The organism is Lysinibacillus sp. UBA5994, from assembly GCF_002429725.1.
GTDB lineage: Bacteria > Bacillota > Bacilli > Bacillales_A > Planococcaceae > Lysinibacillus > Lysinibacillus capsici.
In genome coordinates, this window is sequence record NZ_DJAU01000004.1 from 1,785 (window position 1) to 24,260 (window position 22,476).

General features: G+C 38.5%; 18 protein-coding genes. All 18 read left to right on the forward strand.

Annotated elements, in window-relative coordinates; all coding sequences use genetic code 11:
* The coding region (locus tag B3D98_RS01515; protein WP_288579902.1) for a DAK2 domain-containing protein at positions 1 to 1,642 on the forward strand (1,642 nt) is incomplete at its 5' end.
* 351 nt (positions 1,643 to 1,993) lie between these two features.
* Positions 1,994 to 2,656, forward strand: coding sequence for an L-serine ammonia-lyase, iron-sulfur-dependent subunit beta (gene sdaAB / locus B3D98_RS01520; protein WP_004269429.1), 663 nt, complete (start codon positions 1,994 to 1,996; stop codon positions 2,654 to 2,656).
* Positions 2,657 to 2,670: 14 nt separating this feature from the next.
* The gene (gene sdaAA, locus B3D98_RS01525) at positions 2,671 to 3,579 is read left to right on the forward strand and encodes an L-serine ammonia-lyase, iron-sulfur-dependent, subunit alpha (protein WP_004269428.1); all 909 of its coding nucleotides are present in this window, start codon (positions 2,671 to 2,673) and stop codon (positions 3,577 to 3,579) included.
* Between the two features lie 160 nt (positions 3,580 to 3,739).
* Positions 3,740 to 4,600 carry a LysR family transcriptional regulator gene (locus B3D98_RS01530; RefSeq protein WP_066037825.1) on the forward strand — a complete coding sequence of 287 codons (861 nt, stop codon included), beginning with the start codon at positions 3,740 to 3,742 and terminating at the stop codon, positions 4,598 to 4,600.
* Between the two features lie 296 nt (positions 4,601 to 4,896).
* A complete protein-coding gene (locus B3D98_RS01535; protein ID WP_288579911.1) occupies positions 4,897 to 6,300 on the forward strand; it encodes a YfcC family protein in 1,404 nt (467 codons plus the stop codon).
* A 12-nt stretch (positions 6,301 to 6,312) separates the two neighbouring features.
* On the forward strand, positions 6,313 to 7,464 hold the full coding sequence (locus tag B3D98_RS01540; RefSeq protein ID WP_288579912.1) for a M20 metallopeptidase family protein: 1,152 nt from the start codon (positions 6,313 to 6,315) through the stop codon (positions 7,462 to 7,464).
* A 33-nt stretch (positions 7,465 to 7,497) separates the two neighbouring features.
* Positions 7,498 to 8,601 (forward strand): mandelate racemase/muconate lactonizing enzyme family protein, encoded by a 1,104-nt coding sequence (locus B3D98_RS01545; RefSeq protein ID WP_269898934.1) that lies wholly within the window; start codon positions 7,498 to 7,500, stop codon positions 8,599 to 8,601.
* A 133-nt stretch (positions 8,602 to 8,734) separates the two neighbouring features.
* A complete protein-coding gene (gene recG / locus B3D98_RS01550) occupies positions 8,735 to 10,780 on the forward strand; it encodes an ATP-dependent DNA helicase RecG (RefSeq protein WP_054550503.1) in 2,046 nt (681 codons plus the stop codon).
* Positions 10,781 to 10,912: 132 nt separating this feature from the next.
* Positions 10,913 to 11,485, forward strand: a complete 573-nt coding sequence (fapR, locus tag B3D98_RS01555) for a transcription factor FapR (protein ID WP_004269421.1) — start codon at positions 10,913 to 10,915, stop codon at positions 11,483 to 11,485.
* 2 nt (positions 11,486 to 11,487) lie between these two features.
* Entirely contained in the window at positions 11,488 to 12,480 is a 993-nt protein-coding gene (gene plsX, locus B3D98_RS01560; protein WP_048391651.1) for a phosphate acyltransferase PlsX, read from the forward strand.
* An 18-nt stretch (positions 12,481 to 12,498) separates the two neighbouring features.
* A complete protein-coding gene (gene fabD / locus B3D98_RS01565; protein WP_269898932.1) occupies positions 12,499 to 13,452 on the forward strand; it encodes an ACP S-malonyltransferase in 954 nt (317 codons plus the stop codon).
* On the forward strand, positions 13,445 to 14,191 hold the full coding sequence (gene fabG, locus B3D98_RS01570) for a 3-oxoacyl-[acyl-carrier-protein] reductase (protein WP_004269418.1): 747 nt from the start codon (positions 13,445 to 13,447) through the stop codon (positions 14,189 to 14,191). The genes fabD and fabG overlap by 8 nt, the downstream gene beginning before the upstream one ends.
* A gap of 58 nt (positions 14,192 to 14,249) precedes the next feature.
* On the forward strand, positions 14,250 to 14,486 hold the full coding sequence (gene acpP / locus B3D98_RS01575) for an acyl carrier protein (protein ID WP_009371143.1): 237 nt from the start codon (positions 14,250 to 14,252) through the stop codon (positions 14,484 to 14,486).
* Positions 14,487 to 14,874: 388 nt separating this feature from the next.
* Positions 14,875 to 15,639 carry a ribonuclease III gene (rnc, locus tag B3D98_RS01580; protein WP_012293239.1) on the forward strand — a complete coding sequence of 255 codons (765 nt, stop codon included), beginning with the start codon at positions 14,875 to 14,877 and terminating at the stop codon, positions 15,637 to 15,639.
* Between the two features lie 3 nt (positions 15,640 to 15,642).
* Entirely contained in the window at positions 15,643 to 19,224 is a 3,582-nt protein-coding gene (gene smc, locus B3D98_RS01585) for a chromosome segregation protein SMC (protein WP_288579927.1), read from the forward strand.
* Entirely contained in the window at positions 19,221 to 20,498 is a 1,278-nt protein-coding gene (gene ftsY, locus B3D98_RS01590) for a signal recognition particle-docking protein FtsY (protein ID WP_279494162.1), read from the forward strand. The genes smc and ftsY overlap by 4 nt, the downstream gene beginning before the upstream one ends.
* 295 nt (positions 20,499 to 20,793) lie before the next feature.
* The gene (locus tag B3D98_RS01595) at positions 20,794 to 21,129 is read left to right on the forward strand and encodes a putative DNA-binding protein (protein ID WP_048391643.1); all 336 of its coding nucleotides are present in this window, start codon (positions 20,794 to 20,796) and stop codon (positions 21,127 to 21,129) included.
* A 12-nt stretch (positions 21,130 to 21,141) separates the two neighbouring features.
* The coding region (ffh, locus tag B3D98_RS01600) for a signal recognition particle protein (RefSeq protein WP_288579930.1) at positions 21,142 to 22,476 on the forward strand (1,335 nt) is incomplete at its 3' end.

The window sequence follows — 22,476 nt, forward strand, 5'->3', positions numbered from 1 at the left end:
TTTAGACGGTATAAAGTTTGCTGAAATGGTACAAATGGGGGCGCATCACCTATACCAAAATGCAAATTATGTAGATTCATTAAATGTTTTCCCCGTTCCAGATGGTGATACAGGTACAAATATGAACTTATCGATGACATCTGGTGCAAAGGAAACAGAGCATGCTGCTTCAGAGCATATTGGTAAAACAGCACAGGCATTATCAAAAGGCTTGTTAATGGGAGCGCGTGGGAATTCAGGCGTTATTCTATCTCAGTTATTCCGTGGTTTTGGGAAGTTTATTGAGAAGGAGTCAACAATTGATGCAAAGGGCTTTGCTGGAGCATTCCAAGCGGGTGTTGATACGGCATATAAAGCTGTTATGAAGCCAGTAGAAGGAACAATTTTAACGGTAGCACGTGAAGCTGCGAAAAAAGGTGTAGAAGTAGCAGAAACTGAAAACGATATCATTGCCGTAATGGAAGCTTTTACAGCAGAGGCAAAGGCATCGTTGGATCGTACACCTGACCTACTGCCTGTTTTAAAAGAAGTTGGTGTGGTAGATAGTGGTGGTCAAGGCTTACTATTTGTGTATGAAGGATTTTTAGCTTCCTTAAAGGGGGAGGCTCTTCCGGAGAAAAATGATGCGACGCTAGATGATTTAATCAATGCAGAACATCATAGAGCCCAAGATTTCATGAACACTGCTGATATTGAATTTGGTTACTGTACAGAAATAATGGTACGCTTAGAAGAAGGAAAAGAACCTTTTAATGAAGAACAATTCCGTAATGAATTAAACCCTTTAGGTGATTCTTTACTTGTTATTTCAGATGAGGAAATTGCGAAGGTTCATATCCATTCCGAGCAACCAGGTTCTGTTCTATCAATTGGCCAAAAATACGGTAGTCTTATAAAAATTAAAGTTGATAATATGCGTGAGCAGCATTCAGCAATCGTTGGCGAGGAACATAAAGCCCCTACGCCTGCTAAAAAAGTAGAAAAACATCCATATGCTATTGTAACGATTGCTATGGGTGAGGGTGTGGCAGAATTATTGCGCTCTATCGGTGCTTCCTATGTCATTGAAGGCGGTCAAACAATGAATCCTTCAACTGAAGATATCGTGAAGGCTGTACAAGAAATCGGTGCAGAGAAAGTATTAATCTTACCGAATAATAAAAATATAGTGATGGCAGCGGAGCAAGCGGTTGAACTATTAGAAATTGATGCAGCAGTAGTTCCTACGAAGACGATTCCTCAAGGAATGGCAGCGATTTTAGCGTTTAACCCAGAGGCAGCTGTTGATGTAAATAAAAAAACAATGTCAGAAGCATTTACAAATGTGAAGACAGGTCAAGTTACCTATGCAGTGCGTGATACATCTATTGATGGTGTTGAAATTCACAAAGATGATTTTATGGCATTGGCAGAAGGAAAAATTGTCCTTTCTACACCAGCACTAAAGGATGCAGCTGAAAAAGTAATTAAGGATTTAGTTAATGAAGATGCTGAGATTGTTACAGTCATTTATGGTGAAGATACAACTGAACAAGCTGCCTCTGAGTTGGTAGCTTTCATAGAAGAGAACTATCCGGATGTAGAAGTTGAATTATTTGATGGTAAACAAGGGTTATATCCATATATTATTTCAGTAGAATAATTACATGCTACTTTGCTATTCCGTAAAGAAAGCAGTGCACAAAACGTGTACTGCTTTTGTTTATGCTACAAAGAGAATGTTGGATTAAATTTATTAAAAACGTACTAAATATGAATCATTCAATGTACGTACCCACAGGATATAAAATTTGGAAATATTGGAATGTCGCCGCTTTCGTAGTTGTGTATATATGGTACGGACAATAAATAAGCATAAATATTTACTATAAATTATAGTAGTGGTAATTTTCTGAAAGTTGATAAATTAAATGCTTTACTTTTATAGTAACTATCAAGCATGATATAAATAAAAATAAATATTATTATACGGATAGAATAGAGGGGTGTTTGTATGAAGTTTACTTCAGTATTTGATATTATTGGACCAGTCATGATTGGGCCTTCCTCCTCTCATACGGCAGGAGCAGCTCGCATCGGGCGTGTTGCAAGGGATTTATTTGGTAGACAACCTAAATGGGCAAAAATTCATTTATATGGATCATTTGCAGAAACGTATAGAGGGCATGGTACAGATGTTGCGATTGTAGGAGGCTTATTAAATTACGATACATTTGATGATCGTATTAAAACGGCATTTGAAGATGCCAAAAAAGCAGGATTAGAATACGAATTCATTCCTGAAACAGCTAATACCGAGCATCCAAATACGGCTCGACTTGTCATTGGAGACGATGAAGGGGAAATGTCAGTAGTCGGTATTTCAATTGGTGGCGGAAAAATTGAAGTCAGTGAAGTCAATGGCTTTAAGTTACGTTTAACTGGTGGTATGCCAGCAATTCTTGTTGTTCATGACGATCGTGCTGGCTGTATTGCCAATGTAGCCAATTGCTTGGCGATGCATGAAGTCAACATTGGGCATATGGAGGTATCACGTATCGAACGTGGTTTAACTGCTTTGATGGTGATTGAAGTTGATCAAAACATTGAGGATAAGGTGCTACAGCAAATATCTTTAATTCCATATATTACAAAGGTCTCAAAAATTAATAACTAAGGAGGTGTCCCGTGATGGACGTTTTATTTCATAATGTTCGTGAACTTGTTGAACGAGCAGAGAAAGAAGATAAATTAATATCAGAAATTATGATTGAACAAGAAATATTGATAACTGGTAGAACGCGTGAAGAAATCATCCAGCAAATGGATCGAAATTTAACAGTGATGGAAGAAGCAATTGAACGTGGATTACAAGGTGTGCAATCAGTAACAGGTTTAACTGGTGGGGATGCCGTATTACTTCAAAATTATATTGCACAAGGAAAGTCACTTTCAGGTGATTTATTATTAGATGCAGTAAGTAAAGCGGTTGCAACTAATGAAGTAAATGCTGCAATGGGAACAATCTGTGCAACACCAACAGCAGGTTCAGCAGGTGTAGTGCCAGGAACACTGTTTGCAGTAAAAAACAAACTAAATCCAACTCGTGAGCAAATGATTCGTTATTTATTTACGTCAGGAGCATTTGGATTTGTGGTAGCCAATAACGCTTCCATTTCTGGGGCTGCTGGTGGTTGTCAGGCAGAGGTTGGTTCAGCTGCAGGTATGGCTGCAGCTGCTATTGTCGAAATGGCTGGAGGTACACCACAGCAATGTTCAGAAGCGTTTGCCATTACATTAAAAAACATGCTAGGTCTTGTTTGTGATCCAGTGGCAGGCTTGGTTGAAGTGCCTTGTGTCAAACGTAATGCAATGGGTGCATCTAACTCCCTAGTAGCGGCGGATATGGCACTTGCTGGTGTAACAAGTCGTATTCCGTGTGATGAAGTAATTGGTGCTATGTATCGCATTGGACAATCTATGAGTCCTAATCTTAAAGAGACGGCACGAGGCGGTCTAGCAGCAACACCAACAGGGAAGGCGATCAGTAAAGCCATCCTTGAAAATGGTGGCTTACAAAGCATTAAAGCACTTCAATAAATATAAGAAACATGCTATCTAAATAGGTAGCATGTTTTTATGTTGGTTGATAACTTACTGGAAAGAAAAAACCTCTTACGTACATTGTCGATTTAAGTATAATTAAATTTTAATAAGGAAATATATTTATCTTAATTATATAGCAGGGACGTGAATAGAGATGGATTTGCGTAATTTGAAAACATTTCATGTTGTTTCAACTTACCTCAACTTTACAAAAGCGGCTGAAATTCTTAATTATAGCCAGCCTACAATTAGCCAACAGATTAAAGCGTTAGAGGAAGAGTTAGGGCATATCTTAATTAATCGAATGGGTAAGAAAATGTTTCTTTCTCAAGTAGGAAAAATAGTAAAGGAACATACAGATCAATTATTTGGGATTATTGAGGAAATGGAACAGGATTTGAAGAATTTCGAAAAGCCATTTGGTCATTTGACAATCGCTGCACCAGAGTTTTATTGCGGCTATTATTTATCACATATTATCGGTTCGTTTTTAAAACAGTACCCTCAGGTAAACCTAAAACTTCTTTGTGCCAATAGTAAAGAAACAGCCAAACTTGTGAGTTCAAACCAAGCAGATATAGGTTTTGTAGCTGGATCCCCTAGTTACGCTGGTGTAGAGGGGATTTTATTGGAGGAAGAGGATTTAGTATTGGTTGGAAATCCGCTTATTATAAAGGATCGCACTGTGCAGGAAATATTTGATGATTATCCCTTTATAACCTATGGAATGGATGACTGTATTGTCAGTTGCCTGCAAGAAATTAAGTGTAAGCCACAAACAATAGTGGAATTTGGAAGCGAGGAAGCAATTAAGAGAGCAGTAATGGAACAAGTGGGTCTAGCCTTGTTGAGTGATATTATTATTCAAAAAGAGGTAACAAAAGGGAGTCTTCAAGTTCTGTACCGATTCCCTAAAAAGTTACCTACTTATTTAATTTTTCCTCAAAATGCTAAAACATTTAGTAATGTAAGTACATTTATTGATTTAGTTAAAGACACATGGAAAACAATTTAATTGGTTTGTATATCGAAAAGAATGAAAAGAATGTTGCTGCCTGGTGAAATCGCAGGGATGTAACGTTCTTTTTATTTGTAATTTTTTTGATGTATCCCGATGAATTTATATGTAAATTTATCAATAGTAACTATTCAAAATAGTAATTTTTTATTTATTTTTTTATCAATTACAATGAATAAGACGGAAATTTCAAAAAAAGGGGATGGCTTTTTATGTTGGAGAGATATGTTACGTATTGATAGTGGACATAAAAATTTGTATTTATTCAATGATTCAACTAAGGAGGATGGCGGATGACTAAATTTATAGCTAATAAAGAAATAGAGCAACAAAAAGGAATCAATGTTTATGTGTTAATCTTTTGCCTTATTGTTGTATCTTCCATTTTAACGTATTTTATTCCAGCTGGTTCATTTCAACGGGAAGAAGTTAATGGACGTCAAGTGATTCAACCTGGGACATTTAGTTTTACAGATATGAACCCCATTGGCTTTTTGGATATTTTTAGCAGTGTACATTCAGGCATGATGCAAGGAGCAAGTATTATTTTCTTCGTATTGATTGTAGGAGGTACCTTTGGAATACTATCAGCCACAGGGGCATTAGAATCCTTTATCGCCATGCTATCTGTAAAAATGGCAAAACGCGAAATGTTAATAATACCAGTATTAATGTTGTTTTTCGCCTGTGCTGGGTCATTAATGGGGATGTCTGATGAAACGATTGTATATGTAGGGATTCTTGCACCGCTTGCTGTTGCCCTAGGGTTTGATGCAATTACAGGTTTTGCAATTGTTATTCTTGGTGCATCTGTCGGATTTTCGGCAGCTGTTATGAATCCGTTTACAGTAGGAATAGCGCAAGAAATTGCGGGCTTGCCATTATTTTCAGGAATTGCTTTTCGAATTGTCATTTTTATTGTCTTATACACAGTAGCAACAATATATGTTTATCGCTATGCAAGAAAAGTGAAAAATAATCCTAAACTCGGCTTTTATGGAAATTTTCTCAATGATGAGGGTGATTTCGTACAGGGGAATTCGAAAATGGAAATAAGACATAAGCTTGTTATGGCTACATTTCTTTTGAATTTTATCGTATTGATGTACGGGGTTGTAAAACTAGGTTGGTACATTACTGAAATAGCTGGTTTATTTTTATTGTTTGGTATTTTAATGGGGCTTATTGGCAAATTATCACCTTCGCATATTGCTAATTCATTTATGAAGGGCGCAGGTGATTTAGTTGGTGGCGCTCTTATCATTGGGTTAGCTCAGTCTATTTTAGTGATTTTCAATAACTCAGGATTAATTGATACAATTCTCTTTTACACATCTGCATTGCTTGATTCAGTTCCACCTGCACTAAATGCTGTAGGGATGTTTATCTTCCAGTTATTTTTAAATTTTTTAGTACCATCAGGAAGTGGACAGGCTGCCTTAACGATGCCAATTATGGCACCTTTATCAGATATGATCGGTGTTACAAGACAAACAGCCGTACTTGCCTATCAATTTGGCGATGGTATGTCGAATATTATATTCCCAACAGTAGGTTTTTTAATGGCGGGATTATCAATTGCGGGTATTCCTTGGGGTAAATGGATAAAATGGATTTTTCCGTTTATGCTTATTCAAGTAACAGTTGCGGTAATATCGCTCATTATTGCACAAGTCATACAATACGGACCTTTCTAAAGGAGTTTAACAATGGAAATAATGAATATGAAAAAATTAGCAGAAAAGGCAATAGAGGATCGCCGTCATCTGCACCAATACCCAGAGCTTTCTGGTGAAGAATACGAAACAAGTGAGTTTATTCGCAAAAGACTAGAGGAGTTAGATATAGAAATTCTAGATTATGAACCCCCAGGTGTAGTGGCGTTTATAAAAGGGATAAAGGGAACAAAAACTATTGCATTACGTGCCGATATAGATGCCTTACCTATAAAAGAAGAGGGAGACAAACCGTACATTTCAGATAGGCAAGGTGTTGCTCATATGTGTGGCCATGATGGTCATACAGCGATTTTATTAGCAGTTGCAACATGGATAAGCTTAAATAGAGAGAAAATCGAGCCGAATATCAAGCTTATATTTCAATCAGCAGAGGAAATCACCCCAAGTGGCGCTGATTTATTAATTCAAAAAGGTGTGTTGGAAGATATAGATGCTATTTTTGGCATTCACTTATGGCAAGGTTTAGAGAAAGGGAAGATAGGTTTAACACATGGACCGATGATGGCTTCTATTGATGATTTTGAAATTATAATTCAAGGGTATGGTGGTCATGGTTCGATGCCACATGAAACAATTGATCCTATTTATATAGCTAGCCATTTAATGCAAGCTTTTCAAAGTATCATAAGTAGAAATGTCAATCCTATCGATGCGGGTGTCATTACAGTTGGTAATATACAAGCGGGAACCACTTATAATATTATTCCTGATACGGCAAAATTAACTGGAACGATCAGAGCATTGACACCGAACACTGTAAAAATCATTAAAACGAAAATGGTAAGTTTAACAGAAGGGATTTGCCGAGCATTTGGAGCAGAAGGAAAAATCGATTTTATTTTAGGAACACCTCCGCTCGTCAATGATCCAACACAATCGCGATTTATTGAATCGATTGTACGGGAACAATTCGGAGATACCGCATTTAAGGTAGTCGAACCAGTCATGGGTGGAGAAGATTTTTCTTATTATTTACAACATAAGCCTGGAGCATTTGTTTTTGTAGGTATGGGTGGTGAAAAAAGCCAATATCCACATCATCATCCACGATTTGATCTAGATGAAGATGTTTTCCCTGATGCGATTCAACTATTTATAAATATTATCTTGCAACATAAATAATCAGACTATTAATACGAAAAGGAGTTTTACATCGTGATAAAAAAGATTGAAGTGTTTGCAGCACGTTTACAATTAAAGGAACCCTTCGTTATTTCTTATGTTCATTTAGATGATATGCCAACTATTCTTACCAGAATCGAGACGGATGAGGGTGTAGTTGGCTGGGGCGAAGCTGTGCCTGATCAAAATGTGACGGGTGAAACTTGGGAGAGCACGTATCACGTTATTAAACATGAACTAGCACCATTACTGATTGAAGAAGATCCATTTGCAGTAGACCGTATCCATAAAAGGTTTAATGAAAAAATTGATGGAGTCCCTTCAGCAAAAGCCGCATTGGACATTGCACTCTACGATTTGATGGGGAAAATGACTGGTCAACCAGTTTATCAATTAATTGGTGGAAAAGCACATGAGGAATTACAGGTGCCAAGAGTGATTAGCATTAAGAGTCCCGAGGAAATGGCTAAAGATGCAAGTGAATTTGTAAAATCGGGCTTCCGTAATATTAAAATTAAGGTTGGTACAAATGCTGATTTAGATATTGCTCGTATTCGTGCTGTAAGAGAAGCAATAGGTGAGGAGGTGCAACTGCGAGTAGATGCCAATCAAGGTTGGAATAGAATGGAGACACTAAAAGTAATAAGAGAAACTACAGCTTGTCATGTAGACTGGTACGAGCAACCTGTAAAAGCACATGATTTAAGAGCGTTAAAAGAAATCAGAGCCCTTTCACCTTGTAGTATTATGGTAGACGAAGGTGTTCATAATATTTATGATTTAGTCGATGTCATAGAAATGCGTGCTGCCGATATGCTAAATATAAAATTAATGAAATCAGGTGGAATCTATCCAGCTTTAGCGCTTGCAAGTCTTGCGGAGGCTGCAGAGATGCCTTGCCAAGTTGGCTCTATGGTTGAATCAGCAATCGGAACAATGGCTGGGGCACACCTAGCCGTCAGTAAGTCGATTATCCATACAAACGAGATGGTCGGACCATTAATGTTTGTAAAAGATGTGGCAAATGTTACATACTATAAAGACATCCTGCAGTTAAGTGATAAAGCTGGATTAGGAATAGAAGTTGATGAGCAATATGTGAGAGAAATTACATGTTTCTCCTGTGAAATTAAATAATCAAAAGTTTAACCCTATCAATCATTGGTAGGGTTTTTGCTTATGTGTAGGGTTAGGGAAATAATTTATGGTACATTAGATAGAGAGAGTATAACACTACATAAACAATCAATGAAGGGAGTTGTGGGATAAGATGACTGAATTATATGGACCCGTCAATGAATTAAAAGGCGTCGGGAAAGAAACAGCAGCCCATCTTGAATCACTAGGAATCAATACAATAGCTGATTTATTATGGACGTTCCCACATCGACATGAAGATTTTCGTTTAAAAGATTTAGCGCAAACACCACATAACGAACGGGTTACAGTTGAGTGTAAGGTGGAGCGGGAGCCTACGATTTTATTTTTAGGTCGTAATAAGTCAAGACTCCAAGTAACTGTTTTAGCAGGAAGACATTTAGTGAAAGTCGTATTTTTCAATCAGGGCTATTTAAAGCAAAAGCTTGTACCTGGTTCCATTATTACGGTGACTGGTAAATGGGATCGAGGTAGACAAGTAATCAATGGCACTTCAGTTACATTTGGTCCTAAAACAGATCAAGTTGACTTTGAGCCTGTCTATAGTCTGAAAGGCTTGATCCCCCAAAAAAGATTTCGAAAATATATGCGACAAGTGTTAGACGATTGTGGAGAAGTACTGCCAGAGACCATTCCATATTATTTACAAGAGTCGTATAAGCTTGTTTCAATAAGAGAGGGCTTGGAGGGTATTCATTTTCCACTGGATGCTGGGCACGCTAAACAAGCAAGGAGACGCTTTGCCTATGAGGAGCTATTAAACTTCCAATTGCGTATTCAAGCTTTACGGAAAATAAGGAAGGATAGTGAACACGGTACAGTTATTCAATTTAATGTGCATAAGTTACGAGATTTTATCGCTTCCTTACCCTATGAATTAACGAATGCTCAAAAACGCGTGGTGAATGAAATTTGTAAGGATTTGAAGGAGCCGCATCGAATGAATCGCTTGCTACAAGGGGATGTAGGTTCGGGTAAAACCGTTGTAGCAGCAATAGGGCTATATGCAGCCGTAACAGCAGGTTTTCAAGGAGCCTTAATGGCACCAACTGAAATATTAGCAGAACAGCACTTAGAGAATTTGAAAGAATGGTTCCAACCATTTGGTGTACGTGTTGCACTCTTATCCGGGTCCACTAAAACAAAAGAGCGACGTGTGATATTAGCTGATTTGGCAAATGGAGATCTTGATATTGTTATTGGTACACATGCACTAATCCAGCCAGATGTTATTTTTCATAAACTTGGCTTTGTCATCACGGATGAACAGCACCGCTTTGGTGTGGAGCAACGACGTATTTTGCGTGATAAAGGGGAGAATCCCGATGTGCTTTTTATGACAGCTACCCCGATACCACGAACATTAGCTATTACTGCATTTGGGGAAATGGACGTATCAATGATTGATGAAATGCCAGCAGGGCGTAAGCAGATTGAAACGCATTGGATGAAGAAAGAACAATTCGGCTCCGTTTTATCTAAGCTAGAATTAGAGCTAGCGGCTGGAAGACAAGCCTATGCGATTTGTCCGCTTATCGAGGAATCCGATAAGCTTGATGTTCAGAATGCTGTGGAAATTTATGAGCAGCTAGCGACTTATTTTAAAGATCGTTATCATGTTGGTTTAATGCATGGGCGTTTATCAGCTGATGAAAAAGATGCGGTTATGCGTGCTTTTAGTGAAGGGACTATTCAAGTTTTAGTTTCTACAACCGTTGTAGAGGTAGGTGTAAATGTACCAAATGCTACCTTTATGCTTGTCTATGATGCTGAACGCTTTGGCCTAGCGCAGTTGCATCAACTTCGAGGTCGTGTTGGTCGTGGTGAGCACCAATCATACTGTATTTTACTTGCAGATCCTAAGTCTGATGAGGGGAAAGAACGTATGCAATCGATGACAGAAACAAATGATGGTTTCCGTTTAGCTGAAAAAGATCTTGAATTAAGGGGACCAGGAGACTTTTTTGGTAGAAAGCAAAGTGGTTTACCTGATTTTAAAGTAGCTGATTTAGTACATGATTATCGTATATTGGAGACCGCTAGAAAAGATGCCTCAGAGATGCTTGAAACAAAAGAGTTTTGGCAGGATGACGACTATCAATACTTGCGTAAAATGCTAGAAGATACTGGTGTTTTACAAGGAGAGCGCTTCGATTAATCTGAGAAGCTTGTTAGCACAGAAAGAATGTAAGTACTTGATTTCAAAACAAGTCTTGCATTCTTTTTTTATACTCTATATACTGATATTAGTACCAAGTGCTAATAACAACTCAAAAGGTGGCGAATGAAGTTGAGACGAACGAAAAAAGAGCGACAGCGACTACTATCTGAAACGATAGCTGAAAATCCATTCGTCACAGATGAACAGCTAGCAACACAGTTTCAGGTAAGTGTCCAAACAATTCGTTTAGACCGTATGGAATTATCAATACCAGAATTACGCGAGCGAATTAAAGATGTTGCTTCAAAAAACTATGAAAATGAAGTAAAATCTCTCCCGATTGATGAGGTCATTGGGGAGATAGTAGATATTGAATTAGATCATCGAGCACTCTCGATTTTTGATGTACAAGAAGAGCATGTTTTTCAGCGTAATGGCATCGCACGTGGGCATCATTTGTTTGCGCAAGCAAATTCATTAGCGGTTGCAGTAATTGATGACGAACTAGCATTAACCGTACATTCCAATATTACGTTTGTGAAACCTGTACGAGCTGGAAATCGTGTTATTACAAAAGCGATTGTTATCGGACGAGATGAACAAACACACCGAACAAAAGTTGAGGTAACATCTACCGTTAATGGTGAAACCGTTTTTGTTGGTGAGTTTGATATGTACCGCACGAAAGGTAAAGGTGAGTAACAATGAAATTAGCGCTTGATGGAATGGGTGGAGACAATGCACCAAAGTCAGTTGTTGAAGGTGCACTTTTAGCATTAGAGCAAATTCCAAACTTAGAAATTCAACTATATGGTCATCAAGATAAGCTGGAACCATTTTTAAAACAACATGATCGATTAAAGGTTATACATTGTGAGGAAGCAGTAGAAGGAACTGATGATCCTGCCCGTGCTGTTCGTAGAAAAAAGGATTCTTCCATGGCACGTATGATGGATGCAGTAGAAGAGGGTAAAGCAGATGCTTGCCTTTCTGCAGGGAACACAGGGGCCCTGATGGCGGGTGGCCTATTTAAAGTAGGTCGCATTGAGGGAATAGCTAGACCAGCATTAGCTACAACGCTACCAACATTAGACGGTAAAGGGTTTTTGATGCTTGATTTAGGGGCAAATGCAGATGCTCGCCCAGAGCATTTAGTGCAATATGCCATTATGGGTGATATTTATGCTAAAAAGGTTGGAGGTTTGCAAAAACCACGAATTGGCTTATTAAATATCGGTACCGAGGATAAAAAAGGGAATGAATTAACAAAAGCTGCCTTCGAATTATTGAAGGAAGCAGATTTGAATTTTATTGGAAATGTAGAAGCACGTGATTTACTTGAAGGAGTAGCTGATGTTGTTGTAACAGATGGCTTTACAGGAAATATGGTGTTGAAGTCTATTGAAGGGACAGCAGGTGCTTTATTTTCTATGTTAAAAGAGGCCTTTATGTCTTCAACGAAAACGAAAATTTCAGCAGCGCTCATGAAAAATAATTTACGTGACTTGAAAAATAAAATGGACTATACAGAGTATGGTGGCGCAGGATTGTTTGGCTTACAAGCACCTGTTATTAAGGCACATGGATCATCAAATGCGAAAGCGATTTTCAGTGCCATTCGACAAGCCAATACGATGGTAGAGCATACGGTTATTTCGACGATTACGGAGACAGTACGCCACATAGAAATTGATTAAGCAAAGGGGATTATTCAAATGACAAAAATAGCATTTATTTTTCCAGGACAGGGTTCACAAGTAGTTGGAATGGGTCAAGAGTTTGTTGAAAATGCTGCAGAAAGTAAAGCATTTTATGATCGCGCAGATCAAGCTCTTCAATTTGAATTATCTAAATTAATGTTAGAAGGTCCTGCAGAAGAGTTAACACTGACATATCATGCACAGCCAGCGCTACTTACTACTGGTGTAATGGTGGCTGAAAAGTTACGCGCAGCAGGTATTCAACCACACTACGCAGCGGGTCATTCACTTGGAGAATATGGTGCATTGGTGTTAGCAGGTGTTATGTCATTTGATGATGCTGTGTCAATCGTGCATAAACGAGGTCTTTATATGAATGAAGCTGTGCCAGCAGGTCAAGGCGCAATGGCGGCAATTTTAGGAATGGAACTAGAGGCATTGAACGAGGTAACAGAGCAGGTATCAGCATCAGGTGACTCTGTTCAGGTGGCTAATGTGAATTGTCCAGGACAAATTGTTATTTCGGGCACTAAAGAAGGTGTGGATAAAGCAAGTGTTGCTGCCAAAGAAGCTGGTGCAAAACGAGCAATACCTTTAGTTGTAAGTGGTCCCTTCCACTCTGATTTAATGCGTCCATCTTCAGAGAAACTGCAAGCAGCATTGGCAGAGATTTCTTTATCTGCACCTAAAATCCCTGTAATTGGCAATGTGATGGCGAAGGAATTAAAAGATGTAGCAGCAATACAACAAGAGCTAGTTGAACAGGTATACAGTGCTGTTCAATGGGAAGCTTCTATGCGTGAAATGCTTGCGCAAGGTGTTGACGTCTTTATTGAATGTGGACCTGGTAAAGTATTAAGCGGTCTCTTGAAAAAAATTGATCGCTCTGTTGCAACTTATTGTGTTTATGATGAAGCTTCGTTAGAAGCAGTTTTAGAAGCGTCGAAGGAGTGGTCAATTAATGCGTAAATTAGAAGGAAAAGTAGCTGTTGTAACAGGAGCTTCAAGAGGGATTGGACGTGCTATTGCTTTAAAGCTTGCAGAAGAAGGTGCTAAGGTTGTTGTGAACTATAGTGGCTCTCAGGCAAAAGCAGAAGAAGTAGTAGCGATGATTCAAGAAAACGGTGGCGAAGCAATTGCTGTACAAGCTAGCGTCTCTCAGACAGAAGAAGTGACAGCATTAATGGATGCTGCTGTGAAAACATACGGCTCCCTTGATATTTTAGTGAATAATGCTGGTATTACAAGAGATAACTTGATCATGCGTATGAAAGAAGACGAATGGGACGATGTTTTAAATACGAACCTTAAAGGTGTTTTCCTTTGTACAAAAGCGGTCACACGTCAAATGATGAAGCAACGTGCAGGTCGCATTATTAACATTTCTTCCATCGTTGGTGTAGCGGGTAATGCTGGTCAAGCCAACTATGTTGCTGCTAAAGCAGGTGTTATTGGACTAACGAAAACGACGGCAAAGGAATTAGCTTCTCGTAATATTTTAGTTAATGCTATTGCACCAGGTTTTATCGAAACAGAAATGACAGAACAATTGCCAGAGGATATCAAACAAGGTATGCTAACACAGATTCCTCTTGCGAAACTTGGTCAGCCAGAGGATATCGCAAAAGCAGTAGCTTTCCTAGCATCGGAGGACGCAAATTATATGACTGGACAAACGCTTCATATTGATGGCGGTATGGTTATGTAATTTCAATTAGGCATATAAGCTGATTTTTTGTATAATCATTTGAGGGGAGGTGAATCATTTGTCTACAGTATTAGAACGCGTAACAAAAGTAATCGTGGACCGTTTAGGTGTGGAAGAAAGCGAAGTAACGCTAGAAGCTTCTTTCCGTGATGATTTAGGTGCTGACTCATTAGACGTAGTTGAGCTTGTAATGGAGCTTGAAGACGAATTCGATATGGAAATTTCTGATGAAGATGCTGAAAAAATCTCAACAGTAGGTACTGCAATCTCATACATCGAAAGTAAATTAAACTAATTTCGTTAAAACTTTATTTAGTGAAAATAGATCACCTCTAATGGTGTAATGGTCATCGTAATCATACAATGGTTTTATGGTAGCTTGAATAAAGTAGAAATTACTTTTTCTGCATTCCTTGTTTGAAGGAGCAGATTCAATGAATGAAGATGTATTTAAAGGGGACGAAATGGATCGGTTTTCGATCTATTAACGTCCCTTTTTTATGTTAAAAATCTAATGACCAGTCAGCTTCAAAATTCTCTCTCATGGGAGATGCATGCTGTATTAAGAGGAATTTTATGAAAAATTTCCAAAACATTGTGTTTGAGCCGAAATACTTTTGCATAAACGCCCTGAAAAAGGTACACTAAAACGGTAGAAACTATTAGGAAGGCAGATTTGTTCAATGGCTATGAAAAGAAAAGGAACTATGCAGAAATCTGGCGTACTTCCTGAAAAAGTACGCAACCAATTTGAGCTGTTACAGCATGAATTAAATATCACATTTATTAATAAAAATTTATTGTATCAAGCATTCACGCATTCATCTTATGTGAATGAGCATCGCCGTAAATTATTTACGGATAATGAGCGTCTTGAATTTTTAGGAGACGCAGTACTTGAACTGTCTGTTTCTAAATATCTTTTTGAGAAATACCCAAATATGAGCGAGGGTGAGTTAACAAAGCTAAGAGCTTCCATTGTATGTGAGCCATCACTAGTGATTTTTGCTAACGAGCTAGGCTTTGGACGCTTTGTATTACTTGGAAAAGGTGAGGAATTAACAGGTGGTCGGGAACGTCCAGCGCTGCTTGCAGATGTCTTTGAATCATTTGTAGGTGCACTCTATTTAGATCAAGATTTACAAACGGTCGTGTCATTTTTAGAACGAATCGTGTTCCCAAAAGTAGAAGTCGGTGCTTTTTCGCATGTGATGGATTTTAAAAGTCAATTGCAAGAAATGGTACAGCAAACGAATAATGGACTTCTTCATTATGAGATTATCGATGAAAAAGGCCCAGCACATAATCGTACCTTTGTATCAAGCGTATTATTAAATGGACAAGAGCTTGGTATTGGTCGTGGAAAGTCAAAAAAAGAAGCCGAGCAGCAAGCTGCACAATGTGCAATGCGGATGATGCGTGAAGAAGCTGCAAAAGAGGAGGCTTAATAGATGTTCCTAAAACGACTAGAAGTGATTGGCTTTAAATCTTTTGCGGAACGCATTGGAATTGATTTTGTACCTGGTGTTACAGCCGTTGTTGGACCAAATGGCAGTGGAAAAAGTAATGTCACAGATGCGATTCGTTGGGTACTTGGGGAGCAATCGGCAAAGTCGTTACGTGGAGCAAAGATGGAAGATGTTATTTTCGCTGGGAGTGACTCTCGTAAGCCACTCAACTTTGCAGAAGTAACACTTATTTTAGATAATACTGATGAGCAACTTGCTTTTTCTTATACAGAAGTCAGTGTAACAAGACGCGTATACCGTTCAGGTGATAGTGAATATTTATTAAATAACCAACAGTGTCGCCTGAAGGATATTACGGACTTGTTTATGGATTCAGGACTTGGGAAAGAGGCATTTTCAATTATCTCTCAAGGTCGTGTTGATGAAATTTTAAATAGTCGACCTGATGACCGTCGTTCTATTTTTGAAGAGGCAGCTGGCGTTTTAAAGTATAAAATAAGAAAGAAAAAAGCTGAGCATAAGCTTGTTGAGACAGATGAAAATTTGTATCGTGTATTAGACATTCTCCATGAATTAGACAACCGATTAGAGCCGCTTGAAATGCAGGCATCTAGTGCAAGAGATTATGTACAAATGTCTTCTGAGCTAAAGGATTTTGATATTGCAATTCTTGTGCATGATTTTAAAAATTGTGCACAATCTTTGCATGCGCTTAAAGAGGAATTTACGAAGCTTTCTGCAACAGAGCTAGAACAAGCTCAAAATATTTCAATGATTGATAAACAGACCGCCAATATACGTAAGCTATTAAAAGATCTAGATGATTATTTGGATGTTTCGCAGGCTGAGCTTGTCAATGCCACTATGGAGGTAGAGCGTTGGGATGGTCGTAAGGCATTAATGGCTGAAAAACGCCAAAATGCATCGAATCAACTATTACAACTGAATACAACATTACAAGAGGCTAAGGCGGAAGTAGAATTACTCCTGGTTCAAGAACAGGAGAAAAAAGAAGTGTTCTCCGAGAAGCAACAAGCCGTATCAGTATTAAAGCAGAGCATCAAGCAGTTAGAACAATCATTAAATCGGTCTGTGACAGAAATCGAGGAAGAAATAGAAGACTATAAAAATCGATATATTGATTCATTAAATGAAGAAGCAACAGTCAAGAATGAATTAAAAAATATCGATCAGCAATTAGCTCAACAAAAGGCAATGGCGGCAAAAATGTCCGATCAAACAGATGAAATTGGACAAGAGCTTATGCAAATCATTGCTGAAAAAGAAAAGCTAGTGGTTGAACATGCTTTGACAACCAATGATTTACAGAAAAAATTAGAGCAATATGAAACCTTACAAATACAGTTGAAAAATGTCAATATTTCTTTTAGCGAAAAACAGGATATGTTGTACAAAGCGTATCAACACCAACAACAACTAAAGGCTAGAAAAGATACATTAGCTGAACTCGAAGCTGATTTTTCTGGGTTCTTCCAAGGTGTTAAAGAAGTCTTGCTTGCTCGAGATAAAGGTGATTTACAAGGTATTGAGGGTGCTGTAGCAGAGTTAATCCAAGTTGAAGGAAAGTATTCACAAGCGATTGAAACAGCTTTAGGTGCTGCCTCTCAACATATTGTCACAACCAATGAGCGCCATGCGCAACAGGCTATTCACTGGTTAAAACAAAAACGGGCTGGACGTGCTACTTTTTTACCGAAAACAGTCATGAAATCACGCAAAATTAATCCAGGAACTATTCAGCTAGCAACTGAACATCCTGCCTTTGTTCAAATGGCAGATGCACTTGTCACTTTTAATGAAGATAATCGAACAATTGTTGAAAATCTATTAGGGAATGTCATCGTGGCATCAAATTTAGAAGGCGCAAGTCAAATTGCCCGATTATGTGGTTTCCGATACCGAGTTGTCACACTTGAAGGAGATATTGTTAATGCAGGGGGTTCCTTAACAGGTGGTGCACTGAAACAGCAATCCTCACTCTTTACAAGAAAAGCAGAGTTAGATGATTTAATCATTAAGCTAGAATCGTTACAGGCTTCCATTTATAGTGCTGAACAGGCTGTTGCAGCCGAAAAAGAGAAGCTTGCAGTACTGCGAGATCAAGTAGAGCAATTAAAGCTTGAAGGAGAGCAATTACGAAAAGATGAGATGCAACAGTCAAGTCGTATTCGTGAGCTAGAAGTCGTAGAAAAAAGCTTATCGGCTAGAGTAACCTTTGCTTCAACTGAAACAAAAGATGTAAAAACACGTGAGGAAGCATTGTTAACACAAAAGCAAGCAGCAGAGGAGCGCTTAAATACCCTTGCTGTAGAGCTTGTCGAAATCAATGAAACTGTCGAACAATTAAGTAAGGTAAAGTTACAGGGGGAGACAGAGAAAGATGTCTTACGAGAACAGCTTGCCGAAAAACGTTCACAGCTAGCGGTTATGCAAGAACAAATGTCACAAGTTCAAATTACGACTGCTGAACTGGCACTACAATTAAACAAAGCACAACAAAAAGTTAAAAATATTTCTCAGGAAATAATGTGGCTTCAATCTGATGAATCGACAAATCATTTAAGTGATGAAGAGGTCGAGGAACAGGTTGTGACATGGAAAGCAAGAAGAGATGCCTTACAAGAGACTATTTCTGAAAAGAAAGAGCAGAAAATAGGACAACAACAAGAACTCTCTACATTAGAAGAACAACTCAAGGAACTACAGCGTATTCATAAAGGATATCTTGAAGCAATTCGTGCCAATGAGTTAAAACGTAATCGTGTAGAATTTGAAATGGATAATTTTATCGAACAACTCGAAGAAAATTATCAGTTAACTTTCGAAGAGGCTGAGAAAGAAGCTCTGGCAATAGAAGATGAAGAGTTTGTGCGAAGACGTGTTAAATTGTTAAAAAGATCTATTGAAGAGCTAGGACCTGTTAATTTAAGTGCGATTGAGGAATATGATAGAGTACTAGAACGTCATACTTTCTTAACTGAACAACGAGAGGACTTGCTTGCTGCACAGGAAACATTACATGAAGCAATCAAAGAAATGGATGAAGAAATGACGATGCGCTTTAGTGAAACGTTTTATGCTATTAGAGAGCAATTTAAACGTGTTTTCCGTGAATTGTTTGGCGGGGGGCAAGCTGATTTGGTTTTAATTGACCCACAAAATTTATTGGAAACAGGTATTGAAATTGTTGCACAGCCTCCAGGAAAAAAATTACAGAATTTAAGTTTGCTTTCTGGTGGTGAGCGTGCACTTACGGCCATTGCTTTACTATTCTCCATCTTAAATATTCGACCTGTACCATTTTGTATTCTGGATGAAGTAGAGGCGGCTTTAGATGAAGCGAATGTTGTGCGTTATAGCCAATATTTGAAAAAGTTTAGTCTCGACACACAATTCATTGTGATTACTCATCGTAAAGGAACAATGGAGGGAGCTGATGTCTTGTATGGTATAACAATGCAAGAATCAGGTGTGTCGAAACTTGTATCAGTAAAACTAGAAGATGAACCCGTACTTGCGGAGCAAAGGAGCGAACAAGCATGAGTTTTTTTAAACGTTTAAAAGATAAATTAATGGGTAATCCAGCAGAGGAAGAGAAGCTAGACGCAACCGACAACGAACAGGAATCTGACCATTCGGAGCCGGAGTTTAAAGAATTAAACGAACCTGCTGCCATTGAGACCGTTGATCTAAAAGTGTCTGAACAAGATGAAGAATCACCAGAAATGGCGATTGTGAAAGAAGTCGACGTGGAAGCCGAGCCCTCACCTGAAATAGAAGAAGCACAGCTAGATGTTCAGGAGCTAGCAGTAGTAGAGGATGAACTACTGGAAGAGAAAAAGCCTTCTGCTTGGTCAATAACACAAAAATTCAAGGCTGGTCTTGAAAAAACACGTAATTCTTTTACATCAAAAGTGAATGACCTTGTTGCACGCTATCGTAAAGTGGATGAGGATTTCTTTGAAGAATTAGAGGACTTACTATTACAGGCTGATGTTGGATTTGAAACAGTCATGGAACTCATGGATAAACTGCGTTATGAAGTGCAACGTAAAAATATTAAAGATACAAATGGCATTCAAGCTGTGATTTCTGAGAAGCTTGTAGAGATTTACGAGCAAGGTGAAGAAGATTTAATTGAACTAACTATGCAGCCAGATGGTGAACTAACGGTTATTCTATTTGTTGGCGTAAATGGTGTTGGGAAAACAACAACGATAGGTAAGCTAGCACACCGTTTAAAGTCTCAAGGGAAAACGGTTGTATTAGCTGCGGGTGATACGTTCCGTGCAGGTGCTATTGATCAATTACAAGTATGGGGAGATCGTGTTGGTTGTGAGGTTATTAAACAATCAGAAGGCTCTGACCCAGCAGCAGTTATGTATGATGCGATTCGTGCAGCAAAAAACAGAAAAGCGGATGTGTTGATTTGTGATACAGCGGGACGCTTGCAGAACAAAGTGAACCTAATGAATGAGCTTGAAAAAGTTCATCGTGTTATTTCACGTGAAATTCCAAATGCTCCACATGAAGTATTATTAGCATTAGATGCAACAACTGGCCAAAATGCGCTTGTTCAAGCACAAACATTTAAAGAGGCAACGAATGTGACAGGGATTGTTTTAACAAAGTTAGACGGTACTGCTAAAGGGGGGATTGTTCTTGCTATTCGTAACAAGCTGCACATTCCTGTAAAATTTGTGGGTCTTGGTGAGAAAATGGATGATTTACAGCCATTTGATGCAGAACGATATGTCTATGGACTATTTGCTGATGGTTTGGATAAGGAACTACAAAATAATGATGAAAACAGCTAACAGTGGCTGAATAGTTTTATATTGAATGCCATATATCTCTTTTCTATTCAGAAAGCAGGATGCTTAGTTTGCTTCAGCTTTTGAACAAAATTGGATAAAGTGACACTGACACATAATAGATAAAAACGCTCGATTGTGTATAGGTGAATTGACTTGTTTAAAAGAGTAATACTAGCCAATGGCAAAAAATGCCTGAAAGCTGTAATTTAGGCTTTTAGACAAGGAGATTACCTTGACACAGACGGGCGCTTTTCGTTATGATACAAATGACTAATAGCGGGAGGAGAAACATTCGATGCTACTTGAAAAAACAACACGCATGAACTTTCTCTTCGACTTTTATCAAGCATTATTAACAGATAAGCAAAGAAGTTATATGGAGCTATACTATTTGGATGATAACTCTCTAGGAGAAATCGCTGAATCGTATGGTGTTTCACGCCAAGCTGTTTACGATAATATTCGTCGAACTGAAGCGATGCTTGAGGAATATGAAGAAAAATTATGTTTACTTGAAAAATTTCAACAACGTACCCAAATGCTGTCACAGCTAACACAGGGGATTACAGAAAAAAGTATGACAGCTGAAGAGCAGCTAGCACTTATTGAGCAGCTGAAAGAATGGGATTAGGAGGCGAAAGCAATGGCTTTTGAAGGATTAGCGGAACGACTCCAAGGAACGATCCAAAAGATTAAAGGCAAAGGAAAAGTGTCAGAGCAAGACGTTAAAGAAATGATGCGAGAAGTCCGATTTGCTTTAATCGAGGCGGATGTTAACTTAAAAGTAGTCAAAGAATTCGTGAAAAAGGTAAGTGAACGTGCTGTCGGTGTTGATGTTATGCAAAGTTTAACACCAGGTCAGCAAGTTATTAAAATTGTACAGGATGAACTAACAGAATTAATGGGGGGCGAACAAAGTCCCATTAAGTTTAATACGAAGCCACCCACTGTCATTATGATGGTTGGTCTACAAGGTGCAGGTAAAACGACCACTACAGGTAAATTGGCAAATGTTCTACGAAAAAAATATAATCGTAAACCATTATTAGTTGCCGCTGACGTTTATCGTCCAGCAGCTGTCCAACAATTACAAACATTAGGAAAACAGTTATCACTACCTGTTTTTGCGCTAGGTACTGAGGTATCTCCTGTAGAAATTGCACGTCAGGCAATTGAATTGGCAAAGGAAGAGCATCATGATGTAGTGATTATTGATACAGCTGGTCGACTTCATATCGATGAAGACCTAATGCAAGAGTTAAAGGATATTCGTGCATTAAAAGAGCCAGATGAGGTTTTCCTAGTTGTTGATGCCATGACGGGTCAAGATGCAGTCAATGTAGCAGAAAGTTTTAATGAAGCAATCGGTATTACTGGGGTTGTTTTAACAAAACTTGACGGTGATACGCGTGGTGGTGCTGCATTATCTATCCGTTCTGTGACGCAAAAACCAATTAAATTTGTCGGGATGGGCGAAAAAATGGATGCGCTTGAACCATTCCATCCAGAGCGTATGGCGTCTCGTATATTAGGTATGGGCGATGTTCTGTCCCTTATCGAGAAAGCTCAGGCAAATGTAGATGAAGCCAAGGCAAAAGAATTAGAAGAAAAGTTTAAATCTCAAACATTTACTTTTGATGATTTTGTCGAGCAATTACAGCAAGTCAAGAAAATGGGCCCTCTTGATGAAATTTTAAAAATGCTACCAGGTGCTAACAAAATCAAAGGCTTAGATAATGTAAAAGTTGATGATAAGCAAATGGGGCGTGTAGAGGCCATTATTTACTCGATGACGCCTGCTGAAAAGACCAACCCAGAAATCATTAATGGTAGCCGTAAAAAGCGTATTGCGAAAGGCTCTGGGACATCTATTCAAGAGGTGAATCGTCTCATTAAACAATTCGATGAAATGAAAAAAATGATGAAACAAATGACTGGAATGGCAAGTGGTAAAGGGAAGAAAAAAATGAAATTACCA